The organism is Marinitenerispora sediminis (assembly GCF_003336425.1).
GTDB lineage: Bacteria > Actinomycetota > Actinomycetes > Streptosporangiales > Streptosporangiaceae > Marinitenerispora > Marinitenerispora sediminis.
Window position 1 is genome coordinate 101475 of sequence record NZ_QEIO01000001.1, and the last position, 22284, is coordinate 123758.

Here is a 22284-nt window from a genome sequence, read left to right on the forward strand (position 1 = left end):
CGAGAATTTGGGCAAACCGCCCCAGAAGGCCGGTTTCGCCACCCCAGCCGAACATGGCGCGAGCCTTCGTTTCCGCAGGTCAGGGCCGTCAAAACGAACACCCTTGCGGCGCCCTTACCGAAAGGTAAGGAAACAGCTACCTTCAACTCCGCCCACCGCCCGCTTCCCGCCCTCTCCACAGTGACCGAAACTTCGGTTTATGGCGAACCGAATTCAGGCCAGCATCCACGGCCGGCCGGCCCCCAGGTGTGCGGACCGGCCATCGGCGACCGCTGCGATCCCGCTGCGTACCACGGATCCCGCCCAGGTCCGGGGGTGCGGGCTCCGCCCGGGGCCATCGGTTCTACCCATCGGCGAATTTCGGTTGCTCCCGGGCGGCACGAACCGCGCCTGGCGGGTAACCCGGGTCACGGTCAATCCACTACCCCGCGCCCCGCAGACTGGTACGGGTGTCCGACCCCAGCGCGCCGACGTCCACCGCGGCCGCTACCGCCCCGAGGGAGTACCAGGTGTCCAAGTCACTACTGCTGACCGCGTTCCGGGTGATCGCCGCCATCGAGGCCGTCACCTGGGTGGGGCTCCTGGCCGGCATGGTGGTCAAGTACCTCGTCATCCACAACGAGATCGGGGTGAAGGTGTTCGGCCCGCTGCACGGCGCGGCCTTCATGGGCTACGTCGCCGTCGCCGTGGCGGCCTGGGTCGTGCTGCGCTGGTCGCCGCTGACCGGCATCCTCGCCCTCGTCGCCAGTGTCCCTCCCCTGGGCACGGTGGTCTTCGAACGCTGGGCCACCCGCACCGGACGCGTCGACCGCACCGCCGCGCGGAAGACCGTGCCCGCTGAGTCCGCCGCGCGGTGAGCACCGCGACCGGCGGATCCGGCCGCAGGCGTTCCGACCCACGCGGGGCCCGAGGGCTCGTGGAAGGAGTCCGCACGTGAAGGAGCTCGTCCACCGGAGCCGCCGCCTGGTCCTCCGGCAAGGGTCCGGCGTGCGCGCCGTGTCCGCCTCCCTCGCCGCCTTCCCTCCCGAACTCGGCTGGTCAGCCCCCTCCTCCGTACGGAAGGCGGACCGCGGGTCCTGGCTGCCGGCCCGCGTCGTCTGGGGCGAGGACCCCGCCCTCCACTACGAGGAGGACCTGCTCTCCGACTTCGCGTACGTGACCTCGGTGGGCAGCGACCCGGAGCGGGTGCGGGCGGTGTCGGAGCTGGCGGAGCAGCGGCTCCCCGTCCGCTCCGTCGGCCAGCTGCTGGAGGATGTGGACTGGCAGATCAACGACGAGGACCGGGCCCACGCCGTACTCCGGCTCGGCGCCGGAGCTCCCCTGGACGTCCACGACGAAGTTCTCGAATGCGTCCGCGCGGCACTCGGGCACGCGTCGCCGCAGGTACGCATGGCGGCCATCTGGGCCGTCACCTACCAGCCGTGGCCTGAGTTCCGCACGCTGCTGCACGAGCACGCGGCGACCGAGGCGGACGAACACCTCACGGCCGCGATCCGGCACCTGCTCGACGGGTGGAAGGGGCCGAACCAAGACTGAGCCGGGTACGCGCCCGGCTACCGCCGCGGCGCCCGCGCGCCCCGGTCTTTTCGCGGTACCCCGCCGTGGCCGTGCCGCTCCCGGACGGCACATCCGGTGTCCCCGCGTCTGCGTCCCTCTGCTGCCCGCCGGATCGGCGGCACCGGACGCCGTTCACAGGCCAAGCGCCCCAGACAACGCGCACCAGGCGACGCCCCCGCCCGAAAAGCGGTTGCCACCATCGACGCCCAGCACGGATCATGGCGCGATGCCATGGCGGCGGCCCGCGAACCCGCCCCGGGCGCCAGGACCGAGCGCGGCCCCCACCGCTCGCGCCCCCTCGCGCCGGCCGCCGGCCGCCATGCGGCCCCGTCCGCCCGCCTCCGTGGCCCGACCGCACACGACCGCCACCGCCGGGAGCGCCGCCTTGTCTTCGACCCCCTCCGCCGCGATCACCGAACACCGCCTTGCGGACACGGACTCCGGACCGTACGGGATCACCGCCGGGCCCGACGGCGCCCTGTGGTTCACCATGGGGGTCGGCCGGATCGGCCGGATGTCCGTGCGCGGCGAGTGCGCGTCCTACCCGTTGGAACCCGCGACCTGCGGGCCGACGGTCATCACGCCCGGTCCGGACGGCGCACTCTGGTTCGCGCAGACGCGGGCGCACCGGATCGGCCGCATCACCACGGCTGGAAAGACCACCGCGTTCCCGCTGCCCACCCCCGAGGCCGGACCGCTCGGCATCACCGCCGGGCCGGATGGGGCGCTGTGGTTCACCGAGATGGGAGCGAACGCCATCGGGCGGATCGCCGCGGACGGTTCCGTCACCGAGTTCCCGCTCCCCACCCCGGGCGCGTTCCCGTCGATGATCGCCGCGGGGCCGGATGGCGCGCTGTGGTTCACGATGAACCAAGCGAACGCGATCGGCCGGATCACCACCGGGGGCCGGGTGACGTCCTTCGCGCTCCCCACCCCCGCAGCCGGACCGGTGGGAATCACCGCCGGATCCGACGGCGCGCTGTGGTTCGTGGAGATCGGCGCCGGCCAGGTCGGCCGGATCGCCACCGACGGCCGGATCACCGAGTTCCCGCTGCCGGACCGGGCGGCGCGCCCGCACGCGATCACCGCCGGGCCGGACGGCGCCTGCTGGTTCACCGAGTGGGGGGCCAACCGCGTCGGCCGGATCACGGCCGAGGGCGCCGTCACCGCGTATCCGCTGCCGTCCCCCGGCTCGGAGCCGCACGGCATCGTGCTCGGGCCGGACGGCGCGCTGTGGACCGCGCTGGAAGCGGGCGCGATCGCCCGGGTGGCGGTCAAGGCCGACGCGGCCGGCGCACCGCCGCGGTGACGCCGGGGCCCGGCGGCACACGGTCGGCCGCGTGCCGCCGGACCCGCCCCCGCGCCGGTCAGCGGGGCAGTCCGCGGCGGATCTGCGACGTGATGCTGGAGTCGGTGATCGCGGCGTCGTCGGCGAGCAGGAACGCCTTCGACAGGATCACCGAGAGCCGGCCGCCGTCGGACTCGAACGGGAGGAAGACCTCGGAGCCGCCTCCTCTGGCCGTGACGATGCACAGGTAGGAGTCGTCCGGCTCCATGAGGATGTTGGCGCTGCCGAGGTGGATCCGGTAGCCGCGCAGGTCACCCCGGACCCGCAGGAACCGGTCGGTCAGCTCCAGCCGGTCGGCGATCTTCAGCCGCGGAATCAGGCGTTCGAGCGCCGTCCGGCGCATCTCGGCGGACTCGGTCAGTTTTCCGAATCCGGCCTCCCGCCAGTAGGCCAGGTACCGGTCCTCTCCCCGGTCGACCCACTCCGGGTCGGCGGCGATGGAGGCGACCCCGACCGCGAGATCCATGTCCCGCATGACCTCGGAGAAGACCAGGGCCGGGACGTCGCGCAGGTCCCCCTCGTCGTCCACCACCCCGGCGCGCCCGATGCGGACCTGGTCGGAGGAGCAGTAGGAGACGCGTGTGTAGTCGTCGTCCGGGTGCTCCGCCAGCTCCAGGTAGCAGGCCGCCGCCCAGTCGGTGCCGGAGGCGGCGTCGTGGTACACGCGCTCGGCGCTGCCGTCGAAGCCGCCGTCCCAGTAGCCGAGCGTGAGTCCCGACCAGCCGCGCCCGGCGAGCAGCGCCTTGGCCTGGGGGTAGCGGAGGATGTGCGCGGCGTACCGGTTGGAGTAGGTCCGGGTCTCCTCCTCCGCCGGAGTGAGCAGGTAGATCTCGCGGTATGCCTGCTTCACCGGCTGGCGGAGTCGGGCCGCCAGGAAGTGCTCGCGCCAGGCGTGCACCCGGTCGGGGGTGGCCCGGATCGGGTGCCACAGCCGCACCTGCGGCGGAGCCGCCGACTCGCCGTCGGTGCGGAAGACCTCGGCGCCCTCGGGGCCGACCAGCCGCCAGTGGCCGCCGTCCGGCTCGGGAACGCCGTCCCGCCAGGTGGCACCGGCGTCGGTGGACACCTCCCAGATGAGCGCTCTGGCGAACCACCCGGTGAGGGGGTGCTCCAGGTAGTACCGCCGCCAGTCGGCGAGATACCACATCCGGCCCTCCGCCAGCGCGGTCTCGATCCGGAACCGCTCGGCCGGCAGCGTGGACTTCAGTTCCTTGAGTTCGGCCCGCAGTTCGACAAGCCGGTCGGCGTGCGCCTCGCGGACAGCCTTGGGGACCGACTTGAGCTCCCGCCCGGCGCTGCCGCGAAACGTCAGTACCGGGCCGCCGTCGCTGTCGAGGCGCAGGATCGCGGTGTGCTCGCCGAGGACGTCCTCGCGGCGGGCGTCGGGACCGAACCCGAAATCGGGGACGGTGCGCTCCACCAGCTCCCACCGGGTCAGGCCCAGCCGCTCGGCACAGGTGTCCAGTGCGCGGTCGACCGCGCCGGCCACGGTCTTCTTGACAACCTTGGCCCGCACCCGGGCGAGGCCGGCCACGGCCGCCTCGTCGCCGCGCGCCCCAAGGGCCGCGACGGCGGCGGTCGCCAGCCGCTCGGCGCGCAGCACCTTGCTGCCACCGCGGCCGGTGCCGGCGAACCGCGCGACGTCGGCGAGCAGCGCCGGCGCCCACGTCGTTTCGGCGCGCGGCGCCACGTCCAGGCTCCACAGCAGCCCCCGCAGCATGAGCTGGGTGTTCTCGGAGCCGATGTGGGTGGTGTCCGACAGGTACTCGTGTCCGACGTAGATGGCGCTGTCCGGCAGCCGCGGAAGCTGCGCCAGGACGGCGCGCGCGGCAGCCAGCACGTCGGGATGGTCGCGCAGTACCGCCTGCACCTGCGTCCGCCACGCCTTGGTCGGCCGGGTGCCGCTGAGCGTGCCGCACCGCTGCAGCAGCGCCGCGAGCCCCGGGGTGCGCAACGCGTCGGGCGCCTCGCGGCGGAGCAGCGCCCCGAACGCGTCGTCCTCGCCGAACAGGTTTTCGGCGGACTCCCCGCTCGCGGTGAGCCGGCCGAGCAGTGCCTCGGCTCGGGCGTGGAGCCTGCGCCCATCGGCGTAGGCGGATCTGCCGAGCACCGCGTGCAGGGCGCGGAGTTCGGCAACGCACTCCGCCAGCAGCACGTCGTCAGCCCGCTCGCAGGCGGCGATCGGGAGCTTTGCCAGTTCGGCGGTGTGGTAGTCGTACCTCCCCTGGCCCTCCGCCATGCGCAGCATCGCCCTGAGCTGGGCCCCGGTCCAGGGAAGCCCGCGCCGCGCCATCGCGGCGAGTACCGCCCGGTGCCCGTTGGCCTTGTACGGGTCGCCGTTGCGCGCCAGGCGCACCAGCGCCCACATGCCGGCGGCGCGCAGCCCCGCGTCGTCGCAGGAACGGAATACCTCGTCCACCTCGGTGCCCTTGAGCTTCGCCACCCGCTGCCACCAGTTGACGGGCGGGATGATCTTCGCGACGGCGAGTTCCAGGCGGACGGCCACCGGGCCGCCGAGCTCTGACAGCATCGTCACATAGGGGCGGTCCTCCTCCGGCAGCCTGAACCGCCGCAGCAGGAAGTCCGCGACGTCGCCGGGCCGGGCTCCGGTGAGTTCGGGCGAGTCGAGGTCGGCTTCGGTGACCGCCGGACCGGATGCGCCCTGTTCGGTGTTCATCCCGGCGCTCACCCTCCCACCAGCGGAACGAGCTTGATGAAGACGATCTCCGGGTCACCGCTCAGCGCCACCGACTCGTCCAGGTCCTCCACCTGCCGGTCGCCCACCAGCACCACGAACCCGTTGCGGGTGAAGGCGTGCTCGGCGATGTCGGCCTGGCGCTCCCAGTCGATGTGCCGCCGCCCGCGCATCCGGTAGCCGTTCAGCTCGGCCTCGGCGTCAGTCGGCCGGACCAGCCCCTGGAAGGTGGAGCTCGGCTGGGCGTTGTAGCGCGCGACCTCTTCGCGCACCCGGAGGCGGATGAGCTCGCGGACGGTGACCGAGTCCGGAAGATCGGGCAGTTCGAAGGCGTCGAGCCGCTCGCCGAGCGGTGACTCGTCTCGGAAGATGGCACGGGCCATGGTGCTCCCTCACTGGGGGAAGATCAGCAGGGTCACGGACATCGGACGCAGCGGAGGCCATCGCCGACACCGTGACGGGCACGCTAGTGCGGCGCGGTGACAGTTCTGGACGGATCTCGGGGCGCGGCAGGCGTTGCGGCGGCCTCACCGCGCCCGCGGCGGGGAGCCGCCTCCACGGCGGTGCCGCCGCCCCAGGGCTCATGACGGCTCCCGCTGCCGCGCGACCCGCCATCCGGCGAGCGCCGGGTGCTCTCCTACCAGTTGGGCGAACGCGAGCCGTAGCCCGGTCCCGGCGATGTCGGCGGAGGGCGCGTCGGCCACCACGTGGACGGCGACCCCACCCGGACGCGCCAGGCAGTGCGCACCGAGGGGCCGGACCACGGCACCGCCCGGGCCCTCGACGCGGGCGATGGTGGCCAGCGCCTCCATGAGCAGCTGCGCCGCACCGCGTGCCCGGAGTTCGTCGCCGGCCGCGGGACCGCCGGGGCTCTCGATGTCGATATGGACCGTGACGCGCACTGGCCGCCTCCCGTCGGTGGACCCGGTTGGGATTTCGACGGTAGGCAACCAGGACCGGCGGTGACGGGTTGTCCACAGGCTGGCGCGGCGGATTTCGAACGCGGACCGGGCCAGGTGGCCGTGCGGCCCTGCTCGGGCGCGCCCGTTGGCGGCAGACCGGCCCGGCCGTCGCCGCCGGGCCGTGGTGAGGGCAGGCGGAGCGTCGGGCGGGCGGTCGGCCCGCACCGCGTCGAGCTGCGGACCGAGGAAGGCGAGCAGGTCGGTCATGACGCGTGGGCTGACGCATCAGGCCGCCCGGACGAACTCCCCATTGGTCCGGTGGTTGTGGGCGGGCAGTGCCTCCCCCGCGCCGAACCGCGCGCCGGCGTGGCCGTCCCGGTCTCCGGAGAGCCGCCGTAGGTCGTCGTTGAGCAGGCGGGCCGCGAGGCCGCGGACGTCCCACCGGGCAGGTCGTGGGCGCGGCCCCGTCGTCCGGGCCGAGGCGAGAAAGTCCAGCAGCGCGGCGCGCTCTCGGGGGAAGGGCAGGCGGACGTCGATGGTGCGGCCGAGGTGGTCCCAGCGGTATCAGAACACGCCATACCGGCGGCGTCGCACGGCTTCCCGGGGGGCTTGGCACCGCGGCGGGCGGTCGTGGGCCCTCCGGCGCGGGCTGTCGCCGCACGGAGGTGCCGCTCCGCGGCCGATCCGGCTCAGGGGGACGGGTAGACCTCGATGCCGTGCTTGGCCGCTCCGCTGCGCCGGATGCGTGCGTCACCGGTGACGAGCAGGACACCGAGGGCCTCGGCCAAGGCGGCGTCCTGGGTGTCATGGGCGCTGAGGTGGGCGTGCAGCCGGCTGATGCGCTGCCAGAAGGGCAGTGTGTCCTGTTTGGTGATCGGCAGCAGCCGGCAGGCGCCGACCGCCCTGTCCGCTTCGGTCTCCGACAGTGGCGCCGCGGCGCATGCCGAGGATCGCTGACCGCGTCTCGCACTCCAGGAGGGTCGGGCATAGCCGGTGGCGGCCTGAGCCAGCCGCTGCCGGCGAGGTCCCCCCCCCCGGGAGTGTGCGCGGTCAGCGCCGGAACCAGGGCCGAGCAGTCGACGACGATCACCCTCCGGCGCGTCCCTCGTCGAGGGCGGCGAGGATAACGGGGCGGTGCTGACCCCAGCGGTCGTCTCCCGACTCAGGCGTTCCATCATCTCCGCCATGGAGGGCCTGGCGGATTCCCTCGCGATGAGGCCGAGGAAGTACACCTGGAGCGACTGGCCAGCGCGGGCGGCGCGGACCCTGATTGAGGATCTGGAACTGGCCGTCCGGAACACCACGGATGGTCAGCGCAGGCACAGCTGCGTTCGAGCAGCATCGCATGCGTAACGCAGGCATCCAGCAGGTGTCGCGCCGCGAACACCGGAGGACCGCCCCGGGTCGTGAGGGCGGTCCTCCGGTCGTCCACTACCCCGCCGGGGTCAGCTCCCGGTTCCGTACGCCGCCCGGATGCGGTCCGCGAAGTGCGCGAACTCGGCCCCGTGCAGGAACGCCGACCGCATCGTCCCCGGGTCGGCGATCCCCCGTCCCGCGATGTCGAAGGCCGTGCCGTGGTCCACCGAGGTGCGCAGGATCGGCAGTCCGACGGTCACCGAGATGGTGCCGTCGAAGTCGAACGTCTTCGCCGCGATGTGCCCCTGGTCGTGGTACTGCGACAGCACGCCGTCGTAGCGCCCGGTCAGTAGCTGGTGGAACACGGAGTCGGCGGGCACCGGCCCGGTGACGTCCGCGCCGGTCGCCCGGACCCGCTTCACGGCGGGTGCCAGGTGCAGGATCTCCTCGTCACCGAACGCGCCGTTCTCCCCGCCGTGCGGGTTGATGGCCGCTACCGCGAGCCGGGGCTCGTCGTCGCCGAACACCCGCAGCGCGGTCAGCGCCTCCTCGATGGCCGCGACCTGCTGCTCCTCGTTGATCTGGTCGAGCGCCTTGCGCAGCGAGAGGTGCCGGGTGGCGAAGAAGATCTTCTTGCCGCGCACCACGAACATGGTGGTCTGCCGGGTGGCGCCGGTCAGCTCGCCGAGCATCTCGGTGTGGCCGAGGTGCTTGCTGCCCGCCGCCCAGATGGCCTCCTTGTTGATGGGACCGGTGACGATGCCGGAGACGTCGCGCGCCATCGCCGCCGCGGTGGCCACCTCGATGGCGCGCACGGATGCCGCTCCGGCCCGCGCGTCCACCGTGCCCCACTCCAGTTCGGTGCCGCCGAGCGCGTCGATGTCGTAGCAGTCGATGACTCCGTCCTGCTCCGGCGGCAGCCGCCAGGACCCCACCGCCCGGACCTCGAGGTCGAGCCCGCACACCGCGACCGCGCGGCGCAGCACGGCCGGGTCGGCGACGACGACACCGCGGGCCGGGGCGCCAGTACCGACGTCGGCAAGTGTGCGCACGGTGATCTCGGGGCCGATGCCGACCGGGTCACCGACGGTGACGGCCAGGATCGGGCGTTCAGTCATGGAACTTCCTCCAGATATGGCTGGGGTGGCTCCGCCGGATCGCGGATCCACCGGTGGGCGCGGTGGCGGCCGTGGGGGTCAGCCGGCCGGAGCGGGCGGATCAGTCACCGACTCCGCCTCCGACGAGCAGCACGTGCTCGGAGACCTCGGACCGCACCTGCCGCAGGCGGGCCTGCCCGGCGCGGCGCAGCTTGGCGAAGCACTCGATCAGGGCGGTGTCGTCGCCGATCAGGCCGCCCTTGGTGACGATCGGGACGCCGTCCAGCGGGCCGCCGCTGAGGGTGCCGTGCACCGCGAGCGGCAGCACCTCGCCGCCGACCTCGAAGGCGTGCACGTCGAGTTCGTCCAGGACCGCCGACGTGACGTCGCCGCCGCTGGTGAACAGCCCGCTGGGAAGGGCGTGCTCGCCGGAACGCCGGGCGACGTCGTCCAGTACCTCGCGCACCAGGGCGGCCAGCAGGTGCGGCAGGGCCCGGCGCGTCTTCGCCGGGAGCTCGACCACGTCGTTGGCGGACGTGGCGGTCCGCAGGACGACGAGCTCGGGGAACACCGCGGTGTCCAGGTGCCGGGTGAGGGCGGCCGCGACGTCGTCCCGGTGGTCGTCGTCGTGGGCGAACCGGATGACGTCCACGTCCACGAACCGGACGGGTCCGCTGCGCGTGACCGCGTCGAGCTGGCGGCGGGTCAGGTCGGTCGCGCTGCCGACCACGGCCAGGACCGGTCCGGCGGCTCCGGCCCCGCCGCGCAGCCGCAGCGCGTCGGCGAGCAGCGCCCCGGTGGGCCCCGGGTCGACCGCGACCCAGACCGTGCCGTCCCGGCGGTGCACCTCGGCGGCTGCCTCGGCGATGTCGGCCAGGTGCTGCTCGGTGAAGGCGTCGCACAGCACGACGGGCTCGTCCCCCGCGGACAGGTCCGCTGCGAGCAGGGTCTGGGTGACCTGCCGGATCGGCACGTGCCGGACCGCCAGATCGGTCTGCGCGGCGACGATGTCGGCGACCACGCTGGTCGTCATAGGCGTGAGCGGGTCGACGGCGAGCTCGGTGCGCTCCAGCGGGACGCCGTCCAGCAGCTGCACGCCGTCGACGGTCACCCGCCCCGAGGCGGGGAAGGCCGGCGCCATGAGCGCCCGCACACGGGTGCCGGCCGGTACCCGTTCCCGGACCGCCCGCCAGGCCGCCTCCAGCTCCGCGCCGACGTTGCCGCGCAGCGTGGTGTCGGTGCGCTTGACGACGAGGTCCACCGGCCACACCGCCTCGACCACGTCGGTGACCAGGTCGGCGGCCTGCTCGGCGGGCAGGTGCCGGCTGTCCAGGTTGGCCACGACGACGTCGTACTCCTGCGCCGCCCGGGTGACGTGCTCCGGCGCCACGGTGGCCACCCGCATGCCGGCGCGCGCGAACCGCGCGCCGGTGGCGTTCGCTCCGGTGAGGTCGTCGGCGACGACGAGAACTTGTGCCATGTCCGCCCCTAACGCAGGATCAGCGCGGCGACGCCCAGGAGCGGGAGGCTGGCCAGCCACAGCGTGGTGGTCATTCCGCTCCACATCTTCATCGCCGCCACACCGGACAGTCCGGTGAACCGGGTGACAACCCAGAAGTAGGAGTCGTTGAAGTAACTGAACACCATCGAACCCGCGCACGCCGAGAGCACCGCGAGCGTGGGATCCACCCCGGCCGCCTCGATGACGGGCCCGCTCAGCGTCGCCGAGGTGATGATGGCGACGGTACCCGACCCCTGGGCGACCCGCACGAAGCTGGCGATCAGGAACGGCATCAGGAACATCGGCACCGGCCAGCCGGCCACCGCGTCGGCGAGCGCGTCCCCGACCCCCGACTGGCGCAGCACCTCGCCGAAGGCGCCGCCGGCACCGGTGATGAAGACGATCATCCCGGCGGAGGCGGCCGCGGCGGTGAGCCAGCCCACGACGGTGGTGCGGCTGGTGCCGCGCGGCGGGAGCAGGTAGACGGCGATGACCAGGCCGATGAGCAGCGCCACGGCGGGGTTGCCGGCGAAGGCGAACACGTTCGCGAGCGTGGTGCCTTCGGCGACGGCGCCGGTCACGGTGTTGCCGATGATGAGCACGAGCGGCAGCAGCAGCGGGAGGCTGGCCCGCCCAGCGCCGATCGGCGGGTCCGGCGGCTCCTCGCCCACGGGGGTGCCGGTGCGCTGGACGACGCCGGCCTGCGCGGTGCCGGGGCCGTCGCCGGCGGCGGCCTGCCGCTCCTCCTCGGGGACCAGGGTGGGGTCGAGCTGGGACTCCAGGCGCGGGCCGACGATGCGGGCGTAGGCGACGACGACCGGGATCAGCGGCAGCACGAACAGCAGGCCGGCGGCGATGACGGCACCGAGGTCGGCACCGAGCAGCCCGGCGGCGGCGAGCGGTCCGGGGGTGGGCGGCACCATGTGGTGGGTGATGGCGAGGCCGCCGGCGAGCGCCAGGGACAGCGTCACGACGGGACGCCCGTACCGTCGGGCCAGCGACCGGGCGAGCGGGTGCAGGATGACGAACCCGGAGTCGCAGAACACCGGGACCGACACCACGGCGCCGGTGGCGGTCATCGCGACGTCCTCGCGGCCGCGCCCGGCCAGCCGGACGAACAGCTTGGCGAGCGCGTCCGCGCCGCCGCTCTCCTCCAGGATCTTGCCGATCATCACGCCCAGCGCGATGACGACGCCGATCCCGCCGAGGGTGTTGCCGAAGCCGGTGGTGATGTGGCCGATCAGGTCGGTCGGGGACACCCCGGCGACCAGGCCGGTGACCAGGGCACCGGCGAGCAGGCCGACGAACGCGTCGAGCCGCGACCACAGGATGAGGGCGACCACCGCGGCGACGCCGAGCGCGAGCGCGGCCAGTAACTGGAGATCCATACCGTTGTCCTCGCAGGTCAGTCCGGCAGCGGCGCCGGAGAAGAGGGGGCCTGGCCGGCCGCGACGACGACGGGGGTGCATCGCGGGTCCGCGGCCAGGCGGAGCCGGGCGTCCTCGGGAATCCCGGCGTCGGTGACGACGGTGTGCTCGCCGGGGATGAGCGCCCAGTTCGGGTAGGGGTCGGCGCCGATCTTGGTGGAGTCGGCGACGATGACCGCGCGCCGGGCGCGGTTCAGCATGAGTTCCTTGACGGCGGCGAGCTCCGGGCTCGGGCAGTTGACACCGCGCTCGGGCACCAGCCCGTCGGCGCCGAGGAAGGCGACGTCGGCGGTGATGCGGTCGAGCACCCCGCGGGTGTGCTCCCCGACGATCGACCCGCGCCGCTGCCGGAGCCGGCCGCCGGTCAGGAGGACGTCCACGCCCTCGGCCTCGCGCAGCGCCCACAGCGGGCCGAGTCCGTTGGTGACCACCGTGATCCCGGTGCGCTCGGCGAGACGCTCGGCGACGAAGGTGGTGGTGCTGCCGGCGTCGAGCAGGACGACGTCGCCCTCCTGGACGAGGTCGGCCGCGTACTCGGCGATCCGGCGCTTGGCCGCGGAGTTGCGCCGGCTCTTCTGGGTCCAGGAGAGCTCCCCGGTGGCGGGGACGGGGACCGCGCCGCCGTGGGTACGCACGACCTTCCCGGCGCGTTCGAGGTCGGTGAGGCCGCGCCGGACGGTCGACGGGCTGACGTCGAGAGCTTCGGCGAGGTCCTCGACGCGCTGGATGCCGTCGGTGACGGCGTCGAGCAGCCGCTGGTGGCGCACGGACGCACTCCCTTTCGTGCTCATGTCGAGCAGGTAAGTGGCGACATCATGACCAATTTACGCAGATTTAGCAAGAAGGTAACGTTCCGCCGCTCATTATGAGCACGCTGCGTGACGGCGGACACAGTCGTTCGTGACTCGTCCGACATGACGGGCGCCGCCGCCGCGGGCGCCGCGCCTCGCGGCCTCGGCGGCTGACCGGCCCGGCCGGCTCCCCGGACGGATGGGGTGGCGCGCGTCAGCGACGACGTTCCGGCGCACACACGCGAAGGCCGAGCGGCACCGTGCGACCGCGACGGCCCCAGCGGGCGCGGCAGCAACTCTGGACCGGCCAGCACGTCCTCCGGCCCCCCGCGCACGTCCGCGAGCCGGCGCTTGGGCTCCCGCCGCTGCCCGGCACCGTGCGACCGCGGCGGCCCAGCGGAACCGGCTCAGCGGTCGCGTCGGTGGGGCCGGGCGGCGCGGATCGGCGCTCCCGGCCACCGACCGGGACCGCCCGCCGCACCACCCTCCGCGGCGCCATGCCCATGTGTCCCGCACTCTTCGCCGGGCCGGCACTTTCTCGGACCGCCCTGGGGAGGGGCGGACCGGGAAAGTGCCGTGCCTGGTACCGACGGCGCTGGCCGCGCCTCTGCGGCGGGAGAGGGAGCGGCCGGGCCCGTGCGGGGACCGATCCGCGCGCCGCCGTGCCGGTCCTCGGCGCGTGCTTCCAGCGGACGTTCCTCCCGCACCTCTGCGGCGAGGATGTCGTCGACCCGCCGGAGCCGTGCCACCGTCGGCCCGCGTAACGCGGGCCGCGGTGCACCGGCGCGGGTCAGCCCGCGATCCCGGGTGCCGCGGCGCGGCCGGCCAGGCGCAGCCGCAGGCCCACGCCGGCCAGCGCCGAGGCCGCGCAGAGGGCCAGGACGTAGGCGACCACGCCGTTCCAGCCGAGCCGGTCGTAGCACACGCCGCCGAGCCAGCCGAACAGGCTGGACCCGACGTAGTAGCCGAGGGTGTACAGCGCCGACGCCTGCGCGCGGACCTCGGGCGCGGCGCGGTGGCCGACCCAGGCCGAAGCGGTGGTGTGCGCGGCGAAGAATCCGAAGGTCAGGACCACGAGCCCGGGCACTACCGCCGCGAGGGCCCCGGGCAGCAGGGCGAGCGCCCCGGCCGCCATCACCGCCACGCTCGCCAGCAGCACCGTGTGCCGTCCGGTCCGCTCGATCATCCGGCCGGCGACCGCCGAGCTCACCGTGCCGGCGAGGTAGGCGGCGAACAGCAGTGCCACCGCGGCCTGCGGCAGCCCGAAGGGGGCGTCGAGCAGCCGGAAGCCGAGGAAGTTGTACACGGTCACGAAGGCGCCCATGAGGAACAGCCCCTGGCAGTACAGGGCGAGCAGACCGGGATCGGTGACGCTCGCCGCCACCCGTCGTGCCAGCCCCGGGCCGCCGTGTGCGCGCGCCCGCGGCCGGAAGCCCCGCGCCCGGGGGATGGCGGCCAGGAACACCACCAGGGTGACCGCGCCCAGCACGGCGTCGGCGCCGACGCCCCAGCGCCAGCCGCCCAGGTCGGCGACGGCGCCCGCGACGAGCCGCCCGCTCATCCCGCCGACCGTGTTGCCCGCGATGTAGACGCCGGCCGCCCGCCCGAGGTGCTCGGGGTGGATCTCCTCGGCGAGGTAGGCCATGGCGACCGCGGGCAGCCCGCCGAGCGCGGCGCCCTGGACAGCGCGCAGCGCGACCAGCGTCGCCAGGTCGGGCGCGAACGGCGCGACCGCCCCGAGGATGGTGGAGACCGCCAGTGCCACCGTCATGACCCGCACCCGGCCGAACCGGTCGGCGATCCCGCTCCAGAACAGCACGAAGGCCGCCAGGCCGCCGGTCGCCATGGAGACCGTGAGGGCCACCCGCGCGGCCGAGGCGTCGAAGGTGGCCGCCAGGCCGGGCAGCACCGCCTGCACGCTGTAGAGCTGGGCGAAGGTGGCGACTCCGGCCGCGGTCATGGCCACCACGATGCGGCGGTGCCCGGACGTGCCCGCGCGGTGGCCGCGCCACGGTCGGCCGCGGTCGGTGTGGGCGGTGTCGGTCAGCTCGGCGGCGCGGGTCTCACTCACCCCACCGAAGCTAGGCAGCGCGGTTCGATACGTCTAATACATGCGTATCCGATGTTCCATACTGTTCTGCATGGAACATCAGGAACTGGAGCGGTTGGTGCACGTCCTGGCGCCGCGGCTGCGCACCTTCCGCGCGGTGGCCCAGGGCGAGCACGTGACGCAGGCCGCCGACGAGCTCGGCCTCCCCCAGCCCACCGTGAGCCGCTCGCTGGCCCGGCTCCAGGAGGAGCTGGGCGTCGAACTGCTGGAGCGCACCGGCCGCGGCGTCCGGCTGACGCGAGCGGGACGGGTGCTGCTGCCGCACGTTCGGCGGGCGCTGGACGTCCTGGGCGAGGGGGTCGCGGAGCTGATGGACGCCTCGTCCGGCCAGGTGGGGCTGACCTTCCTGCCGACCCTGGGGGCGGAGGTGGTGCCGTCGCTGATCCGGGAGTTCCGGGCCGCCCACCCCGACGTCCGCTTCACCCTGATCCAGGACGTGTGGGTCACGGCGGTCCGCCACCTGCGCGACGGCTCGGTGGACCTCGCGCTGACCTCCCCGCTGCCGAGCGAGCCGGGGCTGCGGTCGCGTGTGCTGCACACCCAGCCGCTGCGGCTCGTGGTGCCCGACCACCACCGCCTGGCCGGCCGCCGGCGGGTCCGCTTCGAGGTGGTCGCCGACGAGGACCTGATCGCGCTGAAGCCCGGGCGCGGCATCCGGCACCTGACCGACGAGCTGTGCCACCGCGCCGGCTTCATCCCCCGGGTCGCCTTCGAGGGGGACGACACCGCTACCGCGCGCGGCCTGGTGGCCGCCGGCCTCGGGATCTCGGTGCTGCCCGCCCAGCCGCACGGGGCGCTGCCCGGCACGGCGGAGCTCGTCATCGCCGACCCCGGCGCGTACCGCAGCGTCGGCGTGGTGTGGCGGACGGCGCAGTACGAGCCGCCGGCGGTGGCGTCGTTCCGCTCCTTCGTGCTCTCGGAGGGTCCGCGCCTGGTGGCGGAGGGGCTGGGGCGCGCCTGAACGGGGGCCGGGCGGGCGCGCTCAGCGCCGCGCCGGCTCCACACGCACCACGCGCCGGGTCCGGGCGCTCTCGGCGGCCGCCTCGATCACCTCCAGGCCGTGGATCACCTCGTGCGGCTCCACCGGGAGCGGCTCGCCCTCGGCGACGGCGTCGCGGACGGCCGCGTAGAACGCGGGGTAGTCGCCGCGCTCACTCGGTACCGGTGCGAGGTCGCCGTCCGCGCCCAGCAGGCCCCATCGGTCCTTCGGCTCCTCGCCCCAGTCCGCGCCGGACGGGTCGTCGCCCCGCGCCAGCCGTTCCTCCTGGCTGTCCAGGCCGTGCACGGTGAACGCGCCGCGGTCGCCCAGCAGGCGCAGCCGGGGGCCGAGCTGGGCGACGAGCGCGCCCGCCCACAGGTGGGAGCGCACGCCGGAGGCGTGGGTGAGGGCGACGAAGACGTCGTCCTCGGTGCGCACGCCCTCCCGTCGGGCGTCCAGTTCGGCGTAGACCTCGGCGACGGGGCCGAACAGGATGATCGCCTGGTCGACCAGGTGCGAGCCCAGATCGTAGAGCAGGCCCGCGCCCCGGTTCCGCTCGCCGCGGTCCCGCCAGGTGTGCTTGGCCTCCGGGCGCCAGCGGTCGAACCGGGACTCGAAGCGGTGCACCCGTCCGAGCGCGCCCTCGTCCACCAGCCGCAGCGCGGTGAGGAAGTCGCTGTCCCAGCGCCGGTTGTGGAACGCGCTGAGGACGAGGCCGCGCCGCTCGGCCTCCGCCACCAGGTCGCGGGCGTCGGCGGCGGTCAGCGCGAACGGCTTGTCGACCACCGCGGAGAGTCCGGCCGCGAGCGCGGCCCGCGCCAGCGGAACGTGGCTGTCGTTGGGCGTCGTGACGACCACGAGGTCGAACTCGGCCGCGCGCCGCCACACGTCCTCGACCGCGCCGATCACCTCGGCGTCCGGATGGCGTCGCCGGACCTCGGCCGCCCGCTCGGGATCGCCGGTGACCACGGCGGCGAGCCGGAGCCCTGGAGTCGCCGCGACCAGCGGCGCGTGGAAGACCGCGCCGCCCTTTCCGTAGCCGATGAGCGCGACCCGCAGGTCCGGTCCCGGTGCAGAAGTGGTCATGCCACGGATTATCCCGTCCGGCCCGCCGGCCCGGATCCGGGGGCCGCTCGAACGCGCCTCCCGGGCGCCGGCGGTCTGCGGACGTCCCTTCGGCGGGCCGGACCTGCCGCCTACCGTGATCGGCGGCCCGGGTGGCGCATCGGTAAGGCCGCACCAGCCGACCCGAGCCATGCGGCGGCGAGAGGCGCGATCGAAAGTCCGTGGCGAGGGCGGATCCGGTCACCCCCGCGACAGAGGCGGGCACGTCTGGTCCTGGTGGCGCGCGCCGCGCGTATCCGGTCGCGGAGTCCGACACGGGCGCCCGAGCCCCATGCGGAACCGCGTCCTCGGCCTGACGGCTTCGGTGCTAGCCGACGTCCCACAGCCGCACGGCGCCGTCGCTGTGGCCGGTGGCGAGCGTGCTGCCGTCCGGGCTGAACCCCACCGACACCACCCGTTCCTCACCGGGGAACGTGGCGGTCTCCTCCCACGTGCCGGTCTCCCGCAGCCGCACGGTTCCGTCGTCGTGGCCGGTGGCGAGCGTGCTGCCGTCCGGGCTGAACGCCAGCGCCCTCCCCGGTTCGCCAGCCGTCAGCGTGGCCGTCTCCTCCCCGGTGCCGGTGTCCCACAGCCGCACGGCGCCCGCGCTGCACGCGGCGATCACGGTGCCGTCCGGGCTGAACGCCACCGCGTCCACCGTGGAGTCGTGCTCGGTGAGGGTGCCGGCCTCGTCGCCGGTGCTGGTGTCCCACAGCCGGAGGGCCCCGCCATCGCTGCCGTCCACCACGCCGGCCGTGTCGACCGCCGTGCCGGCGGCGAGCGTGCTGCCGTCCGGGCTGAACGCCACCGAGGTCACGTAGTCGGCGGGCCCGGGAAGGTCGGCGGTCTCCTCCCCGGCGTCGGCGTCCCACAGCCGCGCCCCGACCGCCTCGCCGGTGGCGAGCGTGCTGCCGTCCGGGCTGAACGCCACCGAGGTGATCCACTCGGTATCGCCGAGGGTGGCGGTCTCTTCCCAGGTGCCGGTGTCCCACAGCTGGAGCGACTGGTGGCCGGTGGCGAGTGTGGTGCCGTCGGGACTGAACGCCACGACCGTGGAGCTCATGGTCAGCGGGGTGTCGTCCTCGATGAGGGTGGCGGTCTCCTCCCAGGTGCCGGTGTCCCACAGCCGCACGGAGAAGTGCTCGTCGCTGGTGGCGAGGGTGCTGCCGTCCGGGCTGAACACCACCGAGTTCACCGGATCTTCGTGCCCGGTGAGGGTGGCGGCGGGTTCGGGGGGCTCGGCGGCGGTATCGGACTGGTCGCCGTCGCCTTCGCCCCGCAGGGCGACGACAGCGGGGACGGCGGTGGTGATCACCACGAGGGCGGTGGCGGCGAGCCAGATCCATTTCCTCCGCGGTCCGCGGGGGGCGTCGGCCGGCTCCGGGGGCGCGGCGCGCGGCGGGGCGGCACCCGTGATGGATTCGGTGGGTTCGACGAAGGTCGGGGCGGGACGCTGCCTGGTGGATGCGCCGGCTTCGACGAAGGTCGGGGGCGGGGGCTGCGTGGTCCGTTCGGACCCGTCGGCGCCGGCAGGTGGCCGGGTGCTGCCGGGTGGCGGCGCGGCGGCGTGGGCACTGGGGGCGCTGAAGCGGGTGAGGACCGCCTCGGGGGCGGGCCGCCGCTCCGGAACGTGGTTCCAGCACTCGGTGATCAGCGCGCGGATGGCGGGATCGATGGGGCCGGGGTCGGGGGGCGGGCCGATGAGGCGGCGGATCGTCACGGCCATGGAGTCCCCGTTGAAGGGGTTCACGCCGGTCGCGGCGTAGGCGAGGACGGTGCCGAGGGAGAACATGTCCGAGGCCGGACCGACGTGGGAGTTCTCGGTCTGTTCGGGCGACATGTAGGGCAGGGTGCCGAAGACCGCCTCGTGGGTGGTCAGGCTCTCGGAGTCCAGCGGCCGGGCGATACCGAAGTCGATGATGCGGGGCCCGTCATCGCTGAGGATGATGTTTCCCGGTTTGAGGTCACGGTGGACCAGCCCGCGGTCGTGCACTGCCTTGAGTCCCTCGGCCAGTCCGACGGTCAACGCGTACAGGGCCGGAGGCCTGATGGGGCCGTGGTCGCGGACCCGCTGGAAGAGCGTGGGACCGGGGATGTAGGCGGTGGCGACCCATGCGGGATCGCCCTCCGGGTCGGCGTCGACGACCGGGGCGGTGTGGAACCCTCCCACCCGGCGGGCGGCCTCGACCTCTCGGGCGAATCGGGCGCGGAAGTCGCCCTCCCGGACCAGGGTGGAGCGGATGACCTTGATGGCGACGTAACGTCCGGAAGGCGTGGTGGCGAGGTAGACCCGGCCCATGCCGCCCTCGCCCAGGCGGTGGGTGAGCAGGTAGCCACCGATGCGCGCGGGATCGGACGGCTCCAGCGGCTCCACCCGTCAGTCTCCCTCCACGGCGCCCGGAACGGGTCCGGGGCGCAGACCGTCCCACCGCTCGGCGGGGCGCCCTCATCGTAGCCACAGCGGATTCCGGCACGCACGACATGTCACCGGATCGCAACCGATCACCCGAACCTCCGGGGGAGGTGGCGGTGTCCCGCCCCGGCAGCTGTCCGGTGGCCCGAGGCGTCCGGCGTTCCGCGGCCCGCATTCCGCACCCTCCAGGACGGACGGCGCTCCGAGACCAGCCCCACGTCCGGCGCCGCACCGGCGGCCATTCGGTCTGCGGGGCCCCGGCACACGCATGGGGCCGCCGGCTCCCCGAGCCGGCGGCCCCATGCTCCGAGACGCCCAGATGGCCGCTCTCGTCGTCCCTCGTCGCCCCTCGTCAGGCGGCCACGGGCCGGGCCTCCTCGGCGGTCCCGGCCGGCTGCAGCGCGATCTCCAGCACCTCCCGCACGTCGCTGACCGCGTGCACGGTGAGCTTGGCCAGCACCTCCTCCGGCACGTCGTCGAGGTCCGGCTCGTTGCGGGCCGGGATGAGCACCGTGGTGATGCCGGCCCGGTGCGCCGCCAGCAGCTTCTGCTTGACTCCGCCGATCGGCAGCACCCGGCCGGTCAGCGAGACCTCGCCCGTCATCGCCACGTCCGAGCGGACCGGGCGCCCCGAGAGCAGGGAGGCCAGTGCGGCCGTCATGGTGACGCCGGCGCTCGGGCCGTCCTTGGGCACCGCGCCGGCCGGGACGTGCAGGTGCACCCCGCGCTCCTTGAGGTCGCCGACCGGCAGCTCCAGCTCCGCACCGCGCGAGCGCAGGTAGGAGAGCGCGATCTGGGCGGACTCCTTCATGACGTCGCCGAGCTGGCCGGTCAGCGTCAGCCCGCCCGCGCCGGACTCGGGGTCGGCGAGCGACGCCTCCACGAACAGCACGTCGCCGCCCGCGCCGGTGACCGCCAGACCGGTGGCCACGCCGGGCACCGCGGTGCGCTCGGCCGGCTCGGGGGTGTGCCGCGGGCGCCCCAGGTAGTCGGTCAGGTCCGCGGCGGCCACCCCGACCGGCAGCTCGCGTTCGCCGACGGCGACCGTGGCCGCGATCTTGCGGAGCACCCGGGCGATGGCCCGCTCCAGACCGCGCACGCCCGCCTCCCGCGTGTACTCGGCGGCGATCCGGCGCAGCGCGTCCTCCGCCACCTCGGCCTCGGTGGCGTCCAGTCCCGCCTTCTCCAGCTGCCGGGGCAGCAGGTGGTCGCGGGCGATGGTGACCTTCTCGTCCTCGGTGTAGCCGTCGAGCTCGACCAGCTCCATGCGGTCCAGCAGCGGCCCCGGGATGCTGTCCAGCGTGTTGGCGGTGGCGAGGAACACCACGTCGGACAGGTCGAGGTCGACCTCCAGGTAGTGGTCCCGGAACGTGTGGTTCTGCGCGGGGTCCAGCACCTCCAGCAGCGCCGCGGTGGGGTCGCCGCGGAAGTCGCTGCCGACCTTGTCGATCTCGTCCAGCAGCACGACGGGGTTCATCGTGCCGGCCTCCTTGACGGCCCGCACGATGCGACCGGGCAGCGCGCCGACGTAGGTGCGGCGGTGGCCGCGGATCTCCGCCTCGTCGCGGACGCCGCCGAGCGCGACCCGGGTGAACTTGCGGCCCATGGCGCGCGCGACCGACTCGCCGAGCGAGGTCTTGCCGACACCGGGCGGCCCGACCAGGGCGAGCACCGCGCCGCTGCGGCGGCCGCCCACCACGCCGAGTCCCCGGTCCGCGCGGCGCCGGCGCACCGCCAGGTACTCGATGATGCGGTCCTTGACGTCCTCCAGCCCGGTGTGGTCGGTGTCGAGCACCTCACGGGCGCCCGCGATGTCGTAGGCGTCCTCCGAGCGCTCGTTCCACGGCATGGCGAGGACGGTGTCCAGCCAGGTGCGGATCCAGCCGGACTCCGGTGAGGAGTCGCCGGCGCGCTCCAGCTTGTCCACCTCGGCGAGCGCCGCCTCGCGCACGTGGTCGGGGAGGTCGGCCGCCTGGACGCGCTCGCGGTAGTCGTCCTCCTCGCTGCCCGGCTTGCCGGACAGCTCGTTGAGCTCCTTGCGGATCGCCTCCATCTGGCGGCGGAGCAGGAACTCGCGCTGCTGCTGCTCGACGCCCTCCTGGACGTCCTTGGCGATGGTCTCCGTGACGTCGAGCTCGGTGAGGTACTCCCGGGTCCACTCGATGAGGCGGGCGAGCCGCTCCGCGACGTCGTAGGTCTCCAGGAGCTCCAGCTTCTGGGAGGTCTTCAGGAACGGGGAGTACCCGCCGCGGTCGGCGAGCCGGCCCGGGTCGTCGAGCTGCTGGATGCTGTCGAGGATCTGCCAGGCGCCGCGCTTCTGCAGGTAGGTGGCGAGCAGCGTCTTGTACTCGCGCGCCAACTCCTGCACCCGGCCGGGGTGGCCGCCTTCCGGCGGCTCCTCGTCGTGCGGGGTCGCCGAGACCCACAGGGCCGCGCCCCCGCCGGGAGGCGCCGAGGTGCCGGTCCCCACGCGCGCCCGCGCGACGCCGCGCAGCACCGCGGCCGGCTCGCCGTCGGGAGTGCGGCCGACCTGCTCGATGACGGCGACGGTGCCGACCCCGACGAGCGACCCGTCCACGCGCGGCACGATCAGCAGCCGCGGCTTGCCGGCGGAGCGGATCCCGGGCGCCTTGGCGGCGGCCTCGTCGGCCGTCCGGGCGGCCTCGACCGCGGTGCGGATCTCCGCCTCGGAGATCTCCACGGGGACGACCGTGCCGGGGAGCACGACGTCGTCGTCGAGCGGCAGGACGGGCAGCGTCACGACGGACTGCGTGTCAGTCATCAGACCCTCCTTCTTGAGTCACTATGGCTCAATAAACGAGAGTCCGGTTTTGTTCCCCGACCGGTGTTCGCTGTCAGCGATGCGGAATCCGGCGCGGCCCGTACTCCGCGGCGGCTCGGGGGCCGGTGCACCGGGCCGCCTGGCGGACGCGGGAGCCAAGGAGAGCGGTGTGCGGGAAGGACGGACGGGCAGGGGCGGGGGCACCCGTGTTCGGCGTGCGGG

Annotated in this window: 15 protein-coding genes; 4 read left to right on the forward strand and 11 right to left on the reverse strand. The window is 74.2% G+C overall.

Features of this window, described 5'->3' with window-relative positions:
* Positions 1-509: 509 nt before the first annotated feature.
* The 3 genes from DEF28_RS00415 (at position 510) to DEF28_RS00425 (ending at position 2866) form a co-directional block, all read left to right on the forward strand.
* Positions 510-857, forward strand: a complete 348-nt coding sequence (locus tag DEF28_RS00415) for a DUF3817 domain-containing protein (protein WP_114396387.1) — start codon at positions 510-512, stop codon at positions 855-857.
* A gap of 76 nt (positions 858-933) precedes the next feature.
* A complete protein-coding gene (locus DEF28_RS00420; protein WP_114396388.1) occupies positions 934-1536 on the forward strand; it encodes a hypothetical protein in 603 nt (200 codons plus the stop codon).
* Positions 1537-1942: 406 nt separating this feature from the next.
* Complete coding sequence (locus tag DEF28_RS00425) at positions 1943-2866, forward strand: Vgb family protein (RefSeq protein ID WP_114396389.1); 924 nt, start codon at positions 1943-1945, stop codon at positions 2864-2866.
* A 58-nt stretch (positions 2867-2924) separates the two neighbouring features.
* Here DEF28_RS00425 and DEF28_RS00430 read toward each other — a convergent pair whose 3' ends face one another.
* From DEF28_RS00430 to DEF28_RS00470, 8 genes are all read right to left on the reverse strand, one after another.
* Entirely contained in the window at positions 2925-5582 is a 2658-nt protein-coding gene (locus tag DEF28_RS00430) for a DUF4132 domain-containing protein (protein WP_114396390.1), read from the reverse strand.
* Positions 5583-5590: 8 nt separating this feature from the next.
* Positions 5591-5983, reverse strand: a complete 393-nt coding sequence (locus DEF28_RS00435) for a hypothetical protein (protein ID WP_114396391.1) — start codon at positions 5981-5983, stop codon at positions 5591-5593.
* Between the two features lie 198 nt (positions 5984-6181).
* Entirely contained in the window at positions 6182-6502 is a 321-nt protein-coding gene (locus tag DEF28_RS00440; RefSeq protein WP_114396392.1) for a hypothetical protein, read from the reverse strand.
* A gap of 1445 nt (positions 6503-7947) precedes the next feature.
* Positions 7948-8976 (reverse strand): 4-hydroxythreonine-4-phosphate dehydrogenase PdxA, encoded by a 1029-nt coding sequence (gene pdxA, locus DEF28_RS00450; protein WP_114396394.1) that lies wholly within the window; start codon positions 8974-8976, stop codon positions 7948-7950.
* Between the two features lie 100 nt (positions 8977-9076).
* Positions 9077-10435, reverse strand: coding sequence for a four-carbon acid sugar kinase family protein (locus DEF28_RS00455; protein ID WP_114396395.1), 1359 nt, complete (start codon positions 10433-10435; stop codon positions 9077-9079).
* 8 nt (positions 10436-10443) lie between these two features.
* Positions 10444-11844, reverse strand: coding sequence for a GntP family permease (locus DEF28_RS00460; protein WP_114396396.1), 1401 nt, complete (start codon positions 11842-11844; stop codon positions 10444-10446).
* A gap of 17 nt (positions 11845-11861) precedes the next feature.
* The gene (locus DEF28_RS00465; RefSeq protein ID WP_233515000.1) at positions 11862-12674 is read right to left on the reverse strand and encodes a DeoR/GlpR family DNA-binding transcription regulator; all 813 of its coding nucleotides are present in this window, start codon (positions 12672-12674) and stop codon (positions 11862-11864) included.
* Positions 12675-13464: 790 nt separating this feature from the next.
* Positions 13465-14634 (reverse strand): MFS transporter, encoded by a 1170-nt coding sequence (locus tag DEF28_RS00470; protein WP_114396401.1) that lies wholly within the window; start codon positions 14632-14634, stop codon positions 13465-13467.
* A 181-nt stretch (positions 14635-14815) separates the two neighbouring features.
* Here DEF28_RS00470 and DEF28_RS00475 point away from each other — a divergent pair, with 181 nt between their 5' ends.
* Positions 14816-15745, forward strand: coding sequence for a LysR family transcriptional regulator (locus DEF28_RS00475; protein ID WP_114396398.1), 930 nt, complete (start codon positions 14816-14818; stop codon positions 15743-15745).
* A 21-nt stretch (positions 15746-15766) separates the two neighbouring features.
* Here DEF28_RS00475 and DEF28_RS00480 read toward each other — a convergent pair whose 3' ends face one another.
* The 3 genes from DEF28_RS00480 to lon form a co-directional block, all read right to left on the reverse strand.
* A complete protein-coding gene (locus tag DEF28_RS00480) occupies positions 15767-16849 on the reverse strand; it encodes a Gfo/Idh/MocA family oxidoreductase (protein WP_114400866.1) in 1083 nt (360 codons plus the stop codon).
* A gap of 346 nt (positions 16850-17195) precedes the next feature.
* Positions 17196-19241: a WD40 repeat domain-containing serine/threonine protein kinase gene (locus DEF28_RS00485; RefSeq protein WP_114446088.1), complete on the reverse strand. Its 2046-nt coding sequence runs from the start codon at positions 19239-19241 to the stop codon at positions 17196-17198.
* 391 nt (positions 19242-19632) lie between these two features.
* Positions 19633-22062 carry an endopeptidase La gene (gene lon, locus DEF28_RS00490; protein ID WP_114400809.1) on the reverse strand — a complete coding sequence of 810 codons (2430 nt, stop codon included), beginning with the start codon at positions 22060-22062 and terminating at the stop codon, positions 19633-19635.
* Positions 22063-22284: the final 222 nt, after the last annotated feature.

Excerpts from the sequence above, each read along its gene's own strand:
- DEF28_RS00430 (WP_114396390.1), bottom strand. The coding sequence starts at position 5,582 with ATGAACACCGAACAGGGCGCATCCGGTCCGGCGGTCACCGAAGCCGAC.
- DEF28_RS00435 (WP_114396391.1), bottom strand. The coding sequence starts at position 5,983 with ATGGCCCGTGCCATCTTCCGAGACGAGTCACCGCTCGGCGAGCGGCTC.
- pdxA (WP_114396394.1), bottom strand. The coding sequence starts at position 8,976 with ATGACTGAACGCCCGATCCTGGCCGTCACCGTCGGTGACCCGGTCGGC.
- DEF28_RS00455 (WP_114396395.1), bottom strand. The coding sequence starts at position 10,435 with ATGGCACAAGTTCTCGTCGTCGCCGACGACCTCACCGGAGCGAACGCC.
- DEF28_RS00460 (WP_114396396.1), bottom strand. The coding sequence starts at position 11,844 with ATGGATCTCCAGTTACTGGCCGCGCTCGCGCTCGGCGTCGCCGCGGTG.
- DEF28_RS00465 (WP_233515000.1), bottom strand. The coding sequence starts at position 12,674 with ATGAGCACGAAAGGGAGTGCGTCCGTGCGCCACCAGCGGCTGCTCGAC.
- DEF28_RS00470 (WP_114396401.1), bottom strand. The coding sequence starts at position 14,634 with ATGACCGCGGCCGGAGTCGCCACCTTCGCCCAGCTCTACAGCGTGCAG.
- DEF28_RS00475 (WP_114396398.1), top strand. The coding sequence starts at position 14,816 with ATGGAACATCAGGAACTGGAGCGGTTGGTGCACGTCCTGGCGCCGCGG.
- DEF28_RS00480 (WP_114400866.1), bottom strand. The coding sequence starts at position 16,849 with ATGACCACTTCTGCACCGGGACCGGACCTGCGGGTCGCGCTCATCGGC.
- lon (WP_114400809.1), bottom strand. The coding sequence starts at position 22,062 with ATGACTGACACGCAGTCCGTCGTGACGCTGCCCGTCCTGCCGCTCGAC.